Here is a 14,023-nt window from a genome sequence, read left to right on the forward strand (position 1 = left end):
CGCCATCACCAACTTGATCACCCCGGCCACCCCGGCCGCCGCCTGCGTATGCCCGATGTTCGACTTCAACGAGCCCAACAGAAGCGGCCGATCGTCCGAGCCGGCCGACCGTGCCCGCCCATACGTGGCCAACAGCGCCTGCGCCTCGATCGGATCGCCCAACCGGGTGCCCGTGCCGTGTGCCTCCACCACATCCACCTCGGCGGCGGAGAGGCCGGCATTGCTCAGCGCCTGCCGGATCACCCGCTGCTGGGACGGACCGTTCGGCGCGGTCAGGCCGTTGGAGGCACCGTCGGAGTTCACCGCGCTGCCCCGGATCACCGCGAGCACCGGCAGCCCGCGCCGACGGGCCTCGGAGAGCCGCGCCAACACCAGCACCCCCACCCCCTCGGAGAAACCGGTACCGTCCGCCGCCGCCGCGAACGCCTTGCACCGCCCATCCGGAGCCAACCCGCGCTGCCGGGAGAACTCCACGAACACGCTGGGGCCGGCCATCACGGTGGCGCCGCCCGCCAGCGCGAGGTCGCACTCCCCGCTGCGCAGCGACTGCTCCGCCAGGTGGATCGACACCAACGACGACGAACACGCCGTGTCCAGGGTCACCGCCGGCCCCAGCAGGCCCAGCACATAGGAAATCCGCCCCGAGGCAACGCTGGTGGTGCCGCCGGTGAGCACGAAGCCCTCCAGCTCCGCGGGCGTCTCCCCCGCGCGAGGCATGTACTCCTGCGGAATCACCCCGACGAACACGCCGCCCGCGCTGCCCCGGAGCGAAGCCGGGTCGATCCGCGCGCTCTCCAGTGCCTGCCACGAGGTTTCCAGCAGCAGGCGCTGCTGCGGGTCCATCGCCAGCGCCTCGCGCGGCGAGATCCCGAAGAACTCGGCGTCGAACCGCCCGGCGTCGGGCAGGAAGCCGCCCTGTGTGAGGTAGGTGGTGCCCGGGGTGTCGGGATCCGGGTCGGACAGGCGATCGATGTCCCAGCCGCGGTCGGTCGGGAATTCGGTGCGGGCGTCCCCGCCCTCGCGGAGCAGTTCCCACAGGTCCTCGGGGGTGTGTGGGGCGCCCGGGAAGCGGCTTGCCATTCCGACGATCGCGATCGGCTCGCGAGCGGCGGCCTCGGCGTCGCGCAGCTCGCGCTGTGCTCGCTGCAGGTCCGTGGTGACCCGCCTCAGATACTCTCGAAGCTTCTGCTCGTTGGACATCTCGGGCAGCCCCCTTCCGTTCGGACGTGCAAGATCACGCGATATCGAGTTCGCCGTCGATGAAGTCGAAGAGTTCGTCGTCGGAGGCCGCGGTGAAGTCGCGCTCCCCGCCTGCCTCGTCCGGCACCGCGAGCCGGCGCAGCACCTCCTGCAACTGCTTGGCGAGCAGGCCCCGCTCGCTCTCGTCGAGCCGGGTCACGACGAGGCGGTCGAGTTCCGTCACGATCGAGCCCACGGTCGTTTCCTCGGTGGGCACGAGCAGTTCGTCCAGGAACCGGGCGAGCTCGGTCGGTGTCGGGTGGTCGAACACGACCGTCGGCGGCAGGCGCAGCCCGGTGCCGTTGCCCAGTCGGTTGCGCAGTTCCACCGCCGTCAGCGAGTCGAACCCGAGTTCCTTGAACGCGCTGTCCGCGTCGACCGCCGCGGCCGTGCTGTGGCCGAGCACGATCGCGGCGGACTCCCGTACCAGTTCCAGCAGTTCCTTGCGCCGCTGCCGTTCGGGCAGTGCCCCGAGCCGATCCGCGTGGGTCGCCGCGGTCGCCGCCGTCACGACCCGTCGTCGGGTCGGCGCCGCCGGGTCCAGGGCGAACAGCACGTCGGGCACCGGACGGCCGCCGGCGCGGAGTCGGGCCACGTCGACCGGCACCGCCACCACCACCGGACGGTGCAGGTCGAGTGCGGCGTCGAACAGGGCCAGGCCCTGTTCGTCGGTGATCGCGCCCAGACCCATCCGGGACAGCCGGTCCCGGTCGAGTTCGCTCATGTGGCCGGTCATCGCGCTCTCCCGGGCCCACAGGCCCCACGCGATCGAGGTGGCCGGCAGCCCGAGCCCGCGCCGATGCTCCGCGAGCCCGTCCAGGAACGCGTTCGCCGCGGCGTACCCGCCCTGACCGGCGTTGCCCAGCACTCCGGCGGCCGAGGAGAACAGCACGAACAGCGAGAGGTCGTGCTCTCGGGTCAGCTCGTGCAGGTGCCATGCCGACTCCGCCTTCGCCCGCAGCACGGTGTCGAGACCCTCCGGGGTCAACGCCTCCAGCACGCCGTCGGACATCACCCCGGCCGCATGGATCACCCCGGTCAGCCGGTGGGCGGAACGGACCAGCTCCGCCACCGAGTCCCGGTCGGAGACGTCGCAGGCCAGCACGGACACCTCGGCGCCCGCCGCACGCAGCTCCGCGAGCAACGCGGTCGCGCCCTCGGCCGCCGGACCGCGCCTGCTCGTCAACAGCAGCCGGCGCACGCCGTGTTCGGCGACCAGGTGCCGGGCGACGAGTGCGCCGAGCACCCCCGTCCCACCGGTGACCAGCACCGTTCCGTCGGGGTCGAGCGGGGCGGGCAGGGTGAGCACGATCTTGCCGACGTGCCGCGCCTGGCTGAGGTACCGGAACGCCTCCGGCGCGCGGTGCACGGGGAACGCGGTCAGCGGCATCGGCCGCAGCGCGCCCTCGTCGAACAGGACGCGGATCTCCTCCAGCATCTCGCCGATGCGCTCGAACCCGGCCTCCATCACGTCGAATGCCCGGTACTGCACTCCGGGATACGTCGTGGCGATCTCCTGTGCGTCGCGGATGTCGGTCTTGCCCATCTCCACGAATCGCCCGCCGCGCGGCAGCAGGGCCAGCGACTCCTCGACGTGCTCGTGGGCCAGTGCGTTGAGCACGACGTCCACGCCGCGACCGCCGGTGGTCCGCCCGAACCGCGCGGCGTAGCCCAGGCTGCGCGAATCGGCGAGGTGGTCGTCGTCGAATCCCCAGGCACGCAGCACGTCCCGCTTGCCGGCACTGGCGGTGCCGAACACCTCGGCGCCCCAGTGCCTGGCGAGTTGCAGGGCCGCGAAGCCCACCCCGCCGGTCGCGGCGTGCAGCAGCAACGACTCGCCCGCCCGAAGCCCGGCCAGGTCCGCGAGACCGTAGTAGGCCGTCAGATGCACCACCGGGATCCCGGCGGCCCGGGCGAAGGACATGCCCTTCGGCATCGCCACGACAAGCCGGCGATCGGAGATCGTGACCGAGCCCAGACCCCCGGTGAACAGGCCCATCACCCGGTCGCCCGGGGCCAGTCCGGTGACGTCCGCACCGACCTCCAGCACGATCCCGGCGCCCTCGCCCAGCGAGGACCAGCCGTCCTGCGCCACCATGCCCAACTCCAGCAGCACGGCCTTGAAGTTCAGCCCACCCGCGCGCACCGCGATCCGCACCTCGCCCGCCTCCAGCGGGCGCAGCACCTCGGGGCACGCGGTGAGCGACAGGCCGTCCAGCTCACCGCGATAGGTCAGCGCCAGTCGCCACGGCACATCCTTGGGCGCCGGCAGCGCCGGGGACGCGGACGCGCGGACCAGCCGCGGCACCGCGCCGACGCCGGCCCGGAGGACCAGCTCCGGATGCTCGGCGACCATCGCGGCCGGCAGCGCCCGCCGCGTGTACGGGTGGTCGTCGACGTCGATGTGCCGGAGCCGGCCCGGATGCTCGGTGCGCGCGGTGCGCAGCAGCCCGGCCACCGCGCGGTGGGCAGGTTCGTCCGCCCGGGTGAGCACGACCAGCGGCACGTCGGCGAGGTGTGGCTCCGTGAGCCACTCCCGCACGAAGCGCAACGTCTGCGAGACGACGTCCCGCAGCTCACCGGTGGGGCACGTCCACAACACCGCCGTCGCCGCCGACAGGGACACCGGGCGTTCGTGTGCCTCCGCCGAAAGCGTGACCCAGCCCGGCTCGGCGGGCGGCTCGGGCAGCTCGACCGGCATCGCGTCCAAGCCGAACAGCGCGGAGTCGTCCACGCGGGTCCGCCCGAACGCACCCGCGTCCACCGGCCGCAGCGCCAGTTCGCCGACCGAGGCCACCACCTGTCCGGCCTCGTCGGTCACGAGCACGGCGATCGAGCTCGACCCGACCGGGGTCAGCCGCACCCGCACCGTCCTGGCGCCGGTGGCGTGCAGGTGTACGTCCGTCCAGCCGAACGGCATCCGCAGGGCGTCCGTCCCGGTCAGGCCGGCCGCGTGCAGCGACGCGTCCAACAGCGCGGGGTGCAGCCCGAATCCGGTGACGTCCTGATCCTCCGGCAGGGCGACCGATGCGTAGACGACGTCGCCGTCCTGCCACGCGGCGCGCACACCCCGGAAGATCGGGCCGTACGAGTAGCCGCGGTCGGCCAGCGCCTCGTAGAACCCCTCCACCGGCACGGCCACCGCGCCCGATGGCGGCCACGCGGCCAGGTCACCGGACGCCGGCGGGCTCTCGGCGGTCAACACGCCCGTCGCGTGCCGCGTCCAGTCGTCTCGCCCGCTCGGGCTGGTGTGCACGCTCACCGGCCGGCCGCCGTCGGCCTCCGCGCCGATCAGCACCTGCAGGTCCAGGTCGCCCTCGATCACCACCGGTGCCTGGATGGTCAGTTCACCCAGGTGTCCGCAGCCGATCCGGTCCCCGGCATGCAGGGCCAGCTCGACCATCGCCGCGCCGGGCAGCAGCACCGAGTCGCCGATCCCGTGGTCGGCCAGCCAGGGCTGGGCGGCGCGGGACAACCGACCGGTGAGCACCGACGTTTCCCCGTCCGCCGTGCGCAGTGCCGCGCCGAGCAGCGGGTGGTCGGCCCGGTGCAGGCCCAGGGCCGCGGTGTCGCCGGCCGCGGCGACCTCCTTCAACCAGTAGCGCCGGCGTTGGAACGGGTACGTCGGCAACTCGGCCGTAGTGGGCGGGATCCGCCAGTCGACGTCGACACCGTGCACGTACGCCCTGGCCAGCCCCGTGCGGAAGCGGGCCGGCCCGTCCTCGTCGCGGCGCAGCGACTCCAGCACCACCGCGTCGGACGCCTCCGCCTCCTCGACCGTCTCGCCGATCGCGGTCGTGAGCACGGGGTGCGCGCTGACCTCGACGAACACCCGGTGTCCCTGGTCGAGCAGCGCGCGAGTGCCCGCGGCGAAGCCGACCGTGCGGCGCAGGTTGCGGAACCAGTACTCGGCGTCCAGTTCGGGGCCGGCCACGACCTCGTCGGTCACCGTGGAGTGGAACGGAACCCGGGTGGGCCGAGGCTCGATGCCGGCCAGTGCCGTGACGATCTCGTCTCGCAGGGCCTCGACGTGCGCCGAGTGCGAGGCGTAGTCCACCGGGATGATCCGCGCGCGGATGTCGTCGGCCGTGCAGGACGCGACGAGGTCGGCCAGGTCGTCGGGCGTGCCGGAGACGACCGTGCTGCCGGGCCCGTTGATCGCGGCGATCTCCACCGCGCCCGCGTACCGCTCGATCCGGTGCGCCACCTCGGCCGCCGGGAGTTGCACGGACGCCATGCCGCCGGTGCCGGCCAGTCGGGTGATGGCTTTGCTGCGCAGGGCGACGACGGCTGCGGAGTCCGCGAGGGTCAGCGCGCCGGCCACGTATGCGGCGGCGATCTCGCCCTGGGAGTGGCCCAGCACCGCGTCGGGGATCAGGCCGTGGTGTCGCCACAGCTCGGCGACCGAGATCATCACGGCCCACAGGGCCGGCTGCACCACGTCGACCCGATCCAGTGGCCCGGCGAGGGCGTCGAGCAGGTTCCACTCGACGTGCGGCGCCAACGCGTCGGCGCAGTCCTCGAGTCGGGCGCGAAAGACGGGCGACTCGCGGTACAGGTCGAGGGCCATCCCGGACCACTGCGAGCCCTGGCCGGGGAAGACGAACACCGTCTTGCCGCGGGCGCGGGCGGTACCGACCAGCACGTCCGGGGAGGGCCGTTCGTCGGCGAGTGCCAGGAGTCCCGCCGACGGGTCGTCGGCGGTGACGGCCGCGCGGTGGACCAGTCGTGGCGCTCGGGTGGCCAACGCGCCGGCCACGGGCGCACCGGGGTTCGCCGTGATGTGGGCGTGCAACTGCCGGGCCCGGGCCGCGAGTGCCGTCGTGGAGGAGGCGGACAGCAGCAGCGGCACCGTCGCGTGCCCGGGCCGCGGCCCCGACTGCGGCTCGGCGGCGTGCTCGGACTCCGGTTCCGACGGGGCCTGTTCGATGATCACGTGGGCGTTGGTGCCGCTGATGCCGAATGCCGAGACCGCGGCCCGGCGCGGCCGGCCGGTCTCGGGCCAGGCGCGCGCCTCGGTCAGCAGTTCCACCGCGCCCGACGCCCAGTCCACCGCGGGCGTGGGCTCGTCGATGTGCAGCGTCCTGGGCAGCACGCCGTGCCGGATCGCCGAGACCATCTTGATCACGCCGCCCACGCCTGCGGCAGCCTGGGTGTGCCCGATGTTGGACTTCAGCGATCCCAGCCACAGCGGCTGCCCCTGCGGGCGTTCCCGGCCGTAGGTCGCCAGCAGCGCCTGCGCCTCGATCGGGTCGCCGAGCCGGGTGCCGGTGCCGTGCGCGTCCACGACGTCCACGTCGGACGGCGTCAGGCTTGCGTCGGCCAGTGCCCGGCGGATGACCCGCTGCTGGGACGGCCCGTTCGGCGCGGTCAGACCGTTGGAGGCGCCGTCGGAGTTCACCGCGCTGCCGCGGATCACCGCGAGCACGGGATGCCCGAGCCGGTGGGCGTCGGAGAGCCGCTCCAGCACCACCATGCCGACGCCCTCGGACCACCCGGTACCGTCCGCCGACGCCGAGAACGCCTTGCACCGGCCGTCCTCGGCCAGCCCGCGCTGGCGCGAGAAGTCCACGAACGTGTCCAGCGAGGCCATCACCGACGCCCCGCCGGCCAGCGCCAGCGAGCACTCCCCGGTCCGCAGCGCCCGGCTCGCCAGGTGCATCGTCGCCAACGAGGACGAGCACGCCGTGTCGACCGTCAGCGCGGGCCCCTCCAGGCCGAGCAGGTAGGCGATCCGGCCGGAGGCGACGCTGGCCGCACTCCCGGTCCCGCCGAATCCGTCACCGCCCTGCCCGGACTCCTCGGCGCCGAGCCCGTACCGCTGGCCGCCGTGGCCCATCAGCCCGACGAACACCCCGGTCTCGCTGCCCCGCAACGACTGCGGGTCCATCCCGGTCCGCTCCAGCGCCTCCCAGGACGTCTCCAGGAGCAACCGCTGCTGCGGGTCCATCGCCAGCGCCTCCCGCGGCGAGATCCCGAAGAAGTCGGCGTCGAACTCGGCCGCGTCGTAGAGGAATCCGCCGCCGCGGGCGTAGAAGCTGCCCGGCACGCCGGGGTCGGGGTCGTACCGGCCGTCGACGTCCCAGCCGCGGTCGGTGGGGAAGTCGCCGATCGCGTCCCGGCCTTCGGCCACCAGCTCCCACAACCCGTCCGGCGAGACGACACCTCCCGGAAAGCGGCAGGCCATGCCGACGATCGCGATCGGCTCGCCGGCCGCCCGCTCCAGTTCCTGCAGGCGCTCGCGTGTGTCCTGCAGTTCCCCAACCGCCTGCTTGAGGTAGTTCCGCAGCCTGCCCTCGTTCTCCATCGTCTCGTCACTCCTCCGGCCGAGTACTCAACTGGTGCCGTGCCCGGCGACGTTTGCCCCGTGGCGGTGTTCGGTGCGGCCCCTCGGTGCGCAGCCGGAGCGTCCTCGTACTCGGAATACTCGGAATACTCGGAGTACTCGGACGTTTCGGCGGTGCGGCGAGGGGCCGTTTCGGGCGCCGCCACGGGGTGGACGACGCCGGGTGCGGCACCAGGCCAGTCAACCCTGCGGGGCTGGTGGGCAACCGGGTCCCGGAAACCCATACGGACCCGCGAATCTGGCTTCCCGGACCAAGGAAACCGGTCCGTGCTCAGCCGGCGGCATGGCAGAGCCTCGGCAGGTCGTGCTCCCGTGGTGCTTCGACGGGCGGGTCGAGCGTCACCGGCTCCAGGGTCATCCAACTGGCGTGCCGCTGACCGTCGCCCCATCCCGGGCGCCTGCGGAACAACTCCGGCCGAGCCGCGGCAACCACCAACAGTGGCATCGGTTCCGGCAGTTCCAGCAACTCTTCGATGGTCCGCAGCGCCGCGTTGTCGGCCAGATGCAGGTCGTCGACGAACACCACGAGCGGGCGGTGCTCGGCAAGCTTCGCCACGTGCGGTGTGGTCACCGGCACGCCGGAGTTCAGCCGCACCGTCGCCGCGTCCTCGGCGCGACTCTCGAACGCCGTGAGCAACCGGGACTTGCCGATCCCGGGGGCGCCCAGGACCAGGACCAGGTGCGGCCGGGCACGGCGGCGGACCCGCTCCAGCAGGCTGCTCAGCACATCCAGTTCGGGCTCGCGGTCGAAGAGCTCCGGCTGGGCGAAGGTGTCGCGACAGCGTCCCTCGACGGTCCACCGCGGCCGAAGTCCGCCCTCCCGGCCGTACCGGATCGTCGACCCGGTCAGTGCCCTGGTCCGGCCGCAGACCACGATCTCGGTGTCCTCGGCGAAGCGGAGCAGGGACTCGCAGTCGGCGAGCAGTGCGCCGTTGACCGGCAGCGGCTCCAGGAACACCGCACCGGGACGGCTCGGGATCTCGCCCGTCGACACCGCCACCCGCAGCACGGGCCGCTCGCCGTCCGGCACGTCGAAGCAGATCCGCCGGCGCAGCGACATCGCGGCGTGCACGGCCCGTTCGGCGATCCGTTCCCCGCCGCCCTCCTGCGGCGAGGTGGGTCGGAACACGGCCAGCGCGACGGAGCCGGTCGACCCGGCAACCACGCCGCCGAGCCGCTCCACCTCCTCGCGCACGGTGGTCGCGGTGCGTTCCAGGGCCGCGCCGACGTCGGTGAGCCGGCGGCCGGCTCCGAAGTCGGCGCGGATCAGCACGGCGCTGACCGTGCTGCGATCGTCGGCGCTCGGCGGCGCGACCCACTGGACCATCCGGCGAACCGGCCGCTCACGCTGCTCCGGCTCCGGCTCCGGACCGAGGCGGGAGGGCACCACCGGTCGCGCCGGCGCCGCGGGGGCCGCGATGGACGGGTCGTGCACCAGGATCGCGTGTTGCAACAGCCGTAGTTCCCGGCCGGGTTCCAGGCCGAATTCCTCGGCCAACCGCAGTCGCACCAGGCGGTAGACCGCCAGCGAGTCGGCCTGTCTACCACTGCGGTACAGCGCGAGCATCAGCTGGTGACACGCCCGCTCGCGCAGCGGCTCGGCCTCGACCATCGCCTCCAGCTCGCCCAGGACGGCCTGGTGGTGTCCATTGGCCAACTCGGCCTCGTAGTAGTCCTCCATCACGTCCAGCCGGGCGTTCTGCAGCGCCGTCAGCTCCGCCCAGGAGTGCCCGGTCTCCACCAGGTCGGCCAGCGCCCGCCCGCGCCACAGCGCGAGCACCTCCCGCAGGGTGTCCGCCGCCGCGGCGGGCCGGCCGGCCGCCAGTTGTGCACGGCCGGCCTGCGCCTGGCGGTGGAAACGGAACATGTCGACGTGTTCCGGGTCGACCTGCAACTGGTATCCGTGCGAACAGGTCAGCAGCGCCGGTGGGCGGGCGTCGCCCCGCGCGTGCTCGGCGAACATCACGCGCAGGCCGCGCACCGCGTTCTGCAGGATCTTGCGTGCCGTCGGCGGCGTCTCCTCGGTGCCCCACAGTCCTTCGAGGAGCTTGCTGGTCGCCACCTCGCGGTTGGCGTTGAGCAGCAGCAGGCCGAGCGTCGCGCGGCGCCGGTCGCCGCCGATCGCGATCGGTTTCTCGTCGTCCATCAGTTTTAACGGGCCGAGCACCAAGAACCGCAAGAGAGCCCCCGTGTAGATCGTTCCTGTTCAGCGTTCAACCGAGCAGCGTTCAACGAAGCCGAGTCCACCGGACAGCGTTCAACGAAGCCGCGTTCGACCGAGCCGGGTTCGAGCCGGCGATGAGAACCCGCCTACAGCCATTCCGCTTCGCGGTCGGCGGCGTGCGGTTCGGGTGCGATCACGCGCATGGTCGTCGGCGGGTCCTGCCGGACCGGCTCCAGGTGCAGGCACTCGGTTCCCTCGGGTGCCGAGAACGAGGCCAGGCAGGCGCATTCGGCGGTGCCGAACCCCGCGAACCGATATGCCACTTCCATCATTCGGTTGCGTTCGGTGCGTCGGAAGTCGGCGACCAGGTGCACCCCGGCCCGCGCCGCGGCGTCGGTGAGCCAGCGCAACAGCACCGCGCCCGCGCCGAACGAGACGACCCGACAGGACGTCGCCAGCAGCTTGATGTGCCATGCCTGCGCGGTCTTCTCGATCAGCATGACCCCGACCGCGCCGTGCGGGCCGAAGCGGTCGGTCATCGAGACCACCAGCACGTCGTGGTGCTCGTCGGACAGGAACGAGCGCAACGCGGCGTCCGAGTAGTGCACGCCGGTCGCGTTCATCTGGCTGGTCCGCAGGGTCAGTTCCTCGACCCGGGTGATCTCCTCGTCCCGGGCCTTCCCGATCCGCATCACCAGGTCGAGCGAGCGCAGGAATTCCTCGTCGGCGCCCTGGTACTTCTCCCGCTCCGTGTCCCGTTCGAACCCTGCCTGGTACATCTGCCGCCGACGACGTGCGTCGACGGTGACCACCGGCGGGCTGAACTCGGCCAGATCGAGCAACGTGCCGGCCTGCTCGGCCGGGTAGCACCGGACTTCCGGCAGGTGGTACTCGACCTCGGCGCGTTCGGTCGGCAGGTCGTCGATGAACGCGATGGTCCTGAGCGAGAAGTTCAGCTGCTCGGCGATCCTGCGCACCGACTCGGACTTCGGGCCCCAGCCGATGTGCGGCAGCACGAAGTACTCGGCCAGACCCAGCGCTTCGAGTCGCGCCCAGGCCTCGTCATGGTCGTTGCGACTGGACACGGCCTGCAGTACGCCGCGTGCGTCGAGTTCCACGACCACCTTGCGGACGGCTTCGTCGACCTCGACGTGGCCGTCCTCGACCAGCGTGCCGTTCCAGAGTGTGTTGTCGAGGTCCCAGACCAGGCACTTCACGATCGGTTGTGTTTCGGACATCTCCGCCCCCGTTTCCTGCGACCGCCTAGCCCGCCGCGGAGGCGGCGTGCTCGGCGAGTATCAGCTGGCAGATCTCGTTGCTGCCCTCGATGATTTCCATCAACTTCGCGTCCCGGTACGCCCGCTCCACCACATGGCCGCCCGCCGCCCCCGCGGAGGCGAGCACCTGCATCGCCGAGGCGGCGCCGCGGGCGGCGTTCCCGGCCGCGACGTGCTTGGCCAGGACCGACGCCGGCACCTGTTCCGGCGAACCGCCGTCCCAACTGCGGCTCGCCTGCTCGCAGGCGAACGTCGCCGTTCGTTCCGCGGCATAGAGCTCGGCCAGGTGCCGGGCGACGAGCTGGTGCCTGAGCAGGGGTTTGCCGAACTGTTCGCGGTTCGCGGCGTGTCGGGCAACCGCCGTCAGGCACGCACGCAACATGCCGACGCAGCCCCAGGCCACCGACAAGCGGCCGTAGGTCAGCGCGATGGTGGTCAGCATCAGCATCGGCTGGCCGGCCACCGCGAGCAGGTTCTCCGCAGGCAGCCGTACCCGGTCGAGTTCCACGCGGGCGTGCCCGCCCGCACGGCAGCCGAGCGGGTCGGCCACCCGGGTCACCCGGACACCGGGTGCCGACGTCGGTACCACGGCGATGGCGCCGCCGGACCCGTGGCGCCCGAACACGACGATCCAGTCCGCGTAGGCGGCGACCGTGATCCACGTTTTGGTGCCGTGCACGACGATGTCGTCGCCGTCGCGTCGGATCTCGGTGGCCATCCCGGCGAGATCGCTGCCGGCACCGGGCTCGCTGAACGCGACCGCGGCCAGTTCCCCACCGGTGAGCCGGCCGATGTACCGCGTTCGCTGTGCCTGGTCACCGAACCGCTGGATCGTCCACGCGGCCATCCCCTGGGAGGTCATCACGCTGCGCAGCGAGCTGCACAACGTGCCGGTGTGGGCGGTGAGTTCCCCGTTGTCGGTGCCGGACAGGCCGAGCCCGCCGAATTTCGGGTTCGCCTCGGCGCACAGCACTCCCTTGGCGCCGAGTCCCCGGAGGACGTCGATCGGGATCTCACCCGCCACGTCCCACTCGCTCGCCGCGTCGGCGACCGTGTCGGTCACCAACGCGGTCAGGGCGTCAAGCACCACCGTCACCGCCGGTGCGCAGCCGGGTCACCAGCGAACTCATCGCCCGCACGGTGCGGAAGTTGTCCATGGCGAGGTCGGCGCCCTCCACGGCGACGCCGAACGTGCCCTCCACGTACACCACCAGTTCCATCGCGAAGAGCGAGGAGACCGCGCCCGAGGCGAACAGGTCCACCTCCGGCTCCCAGGTCGCCCTGGTCTTCGCCTCGAGAAACTCGCCGATTCGCTGCTCGATGTCGGCGACCGTCAGATCCGTTGTCGCGTCCGTCATGGGAAAAGCCCCTTCCTCATCGCACCTTGTTCTTGCGTACCAACGTGATCCCGTCCGCCATGACGAGCATGGACAGTTCCACCCTGCTGTCGGCCAGGAGTGCGGCGTTCAGCGCACGGATGGCCACCGTGTCGGGATCGTCCGCCTCGGGATCCGCGACCCGGCCGAAGTAGAGCGTGTTGTCGAGCACGATCAGGCCGCCGGGCCGCAGGTGGGTCAACGCCTCTTCGTAGTAGCGCGCGTATCCGGTCTTGTCGGCATCGATGAAGACCAGGTCGAAGGTCTCCGGCCCGTGCTCGGCCAGCAGGGTCTCCATGGTCTCCGCGCCGTCCCCGAGCCGCAGCTCGATCCGGTCGGACACCCCCGCGCGTTCCCAGTACCGTCGGGCGACCCTGGTCCAGCGCTCGTTGATGTCGCACGTGACGATCCGCCCGCCGGGCGGCAGCGCCCGGGCCATGCACAACGTGCTGTAGCCGGTGAAGGTGCCGATCTCCAACACCCGGCCGGCACCGGTCAACCCGACCAGCATGGCGAGCAGTTGCCCTTCCTCGGGCATGGTCACCATGGCGTTCAGGGCCGGCATGAAGGCCGTCTCGGCGACCAGGTCGCGCAGGATCTCGTCGTCGCGCAGGGATACCGATCGCACATAGTCGAGCAGGCGCTCGCTGATCTCCACCTGGCCGGCCATCAGCGGACGCCGTACTCGTAGAAGCCGCGCCCGGTCTTGCGACCGTGGTTGCCTTCTGCGACCTTGCGCAGGAGCAGTTCGCTCGGCCGGCAACCCTCGTCCCCGGTGCGTTCGTACAGCACCGCCAGGGAGTCGACGAGGTTGTCGATCCCGATCAGGTCGGCGGTCCGCAGCGGTCCCGTCGGGTGCCCGAGGCAACCTTCCATCAGGGCGTCGACGTCCTCGACCGTGGCCCGGCCCTCCTCGACGACGTTCGCCGCGTCGTTGATCATGCGGTGCAGCAGCCGGCTGGTGACGAAGCCGGCCCCGTCTGCGACCTCGATCCCCTTGCGTCCCAGGGTGGACAGCAGGTCCCGCACGGCCGACATCGCCGGCTCACCGCTGCGCGGCCCGCGAATCACCTCGAGCGTCCCGATCAGGTAGGGCGGGTTCATGAAGTGCACGCCCACCAGGGACTCGGGTGCCGGAATCTCCCCCGCGAGCTCGTCCACCGGGATCGACGACGTGTTGGTGATCCGCAGCGTCCCCGGCGCGACCACGGAGGCGATCTCCCGGTGCACCTTGGCCTTCAGCTCGGCGACCTCGGTGATCGCCTCGATCACCCAGGTCGCGCCCGAGGCCGCCACCGCGGAGTCGGCGAGTTCCAGTTCGCCGATCGGGCCGCCCCGTGGGAGCGCACCCGTCATGTGCGCGAGCCGAAGCTCGCCCCGCAACCGCTCGCGTGCCGTGCTCAGCCGTGCCGGGTCCACGTCCACCAGCACGACCGGGACTCCTCGCCCGACGGCGAGGGTCGCGATACCGATCCCCATAACTCCCGCGCCGAACACCGCAAGCCGCGGTGCGCCCCCGTTTTCGGTCATCGGCCGACCACACCCTGCCGTCCCGAAACGGCAAAGGGCTTTCTCGGCCCCCGGCCGATGTCACGAAAGACGGACCCGCTCATAACCACCC

8 protein-coding genes are annotated in these 14,023 nt (G+C 72.0%); all 8 read right to left on the reverse strand.

Annotated features, from left to right (window positions below):
• Nucleotides 1-1,200, reverse strand: a 1,200-nt coding sequence (locus ACFZBU_RS25100; RefSeq protein ID WP_391585888.1) for a beta-ketoacyl synthase N-terminal-like domain-containing protein, incomplete at its 3' end; no start/stop codon positions are given.
• Between the two features lie 34 nt (nucleotides 1,201-1,234).
• Nucleotides 1,235-7,546 (reverse strand): SDR family NAD(P)-dependent oxidoreductase, encoded by a 6,312-nt coding sequence (locus tag ACFZBU_RS25105; protein ID WP_391585889.1) that lies wholly within the window; start codon nucleotides 7,544-7,546, stop codon nucleotides 1,235-1,237.
• Nucleotides 7,547-7,856: 310 nt separating this feature from the next.
• A complete protein-coding gene (locus tag ACFZBU_RS25110; RefSeq protein WP_391585890.1) occupies nucleotides 7,857-9,731 on the reverse strand; it encodes a BTAD domain-containing putative transcriptional regulator in 1,875 nt (624 codons plus the stop codon).
• Nucleotides 9,732-9,895: 164 nt separating this feature from the next.
• Nucleotides 9,896-10,987, reverse strand: a complete 1,092-nt coding sequence (locus ACFZBU_RS25115) for an HAD-IIIC family phosphatase (protein ID WP_391585891.1) — start codon at nucleotides 10,985-10,987, stop codon at nucleotides 9,896-9,898.
• 25 nt (nucleotides 10,988-11,012) lie between these two features.
• Complete coding sequence (locus tag ACFZBU_RS25120; RefSeq protein WP_391585892.1) at nucleotides 11,013-12,122, reverse strand: acyl-CoA dehydrogenase family protein; 1,110 nt, start codon at nucleotides 12,120-12,122, stop codon at nucleotides 11,013-11,015.
• A complete protein-coding gene (locus ACFZBU_RS25125; RefSeq protein WP_391585893.1) occupies nucleotides 12,106-12,384 on the reverse strand; it encodes an acyl carrier protein in 279 nt (92 codons plus the stop codon). Before ACFZBU_RS25125 ends, ACFZBU_RS25120 begins: the two co-directional genes overlap by 17 nt.
• A gap of 16 nt (nucleotides 12,385-12,400) precedes the next feature.
• The gene (locus ACFZBU_RS25130; RefSeq protein WP_391585894.1) at nucleotides 12,401-13,072 is read right to left on the reverse strand and encodes an O-methyltransferase; all 672 of its coding nucleotides are present in this window, start codon (nucleotides 13,070-13,072) and stop codon (nucleotides 12,401-12,403) included.
• The gene (locus tag ACFZBU_RS25135) at nucleotides 13,072-13,932 is read right to left on the reverse strand and encodes a 3-hydroxyacyl-CoA dehydrogenase family protein (RefSeq protein ID WP_391585895.1); all 861 of its coding nucleotides are present in this window, start codon (nucleotides 13,930-13,932) and stop codon (nucleotides 13,072-13,074) included. Before ACFZBU_RS25135 ends, ACFZBU_RS25130 begins: the two co-directional genes overlap by 1 nt.
• Nucleotides 13,933-14,023: the final 91 nt, after the last annotated feature.

Source organism: Embleya sp. NPDC008237 (assembly GCF_042956465.1).
In the GTDB taxonomy this organism is placed as follows: Bacteria; Actinomycetota; Actinomycetes; order Streptomycetales; family Streptomycetaceae; genus Embleya.

Bases quoted from the DNA above. Each gene is read 5' to 3' on its own strand.
- ACFZBU_RS25110 (WP_391585890.1), bottom strand. From the start codon at position 9,731: ATGGACGACGAGAAACCGATCGCGATCGGCGGCGACCGGCGCCGCGCG.
- ACFZBU_RS25130 (WP_391585894.1), bottom strand. From the start codon at position 13,072: ATGGCCGGCCAGGTGGAGATCAGCGAGCGCCTGCTCGACTATGTGCGA.
- ACFZBU_RS25125 (WP_391585893.1), bottom strand. From the start codon at position 12,384: ATGACGGACGCGACAACGGATCTGACGGTCGCCGACATCGAGCAGCGA.
- ACFZBU_RS25105 (WP_391585889.1), bottom strand. From the start codon at position 7,546: ATGGAGAACGAGGGCAGGCTGCGGAACTACCTCAAGCAGGCGGTTGGG.
- ACFZBU_RS25115 (WP_391585891.1), bottom strand. From the start codon at position 10,987: ATGTCCGAAACACAACCGATCGTGAAGTGCCTGGTCTGGGACCTCGAC.
- ACFZBU_RS25135 (WP_391585895.1), bottom strand. From the start codon at position 13,932: ATGACCGAAAACGGGGGCGCACCGCGGCTTGCGGTGTTCGGCGCGGGA.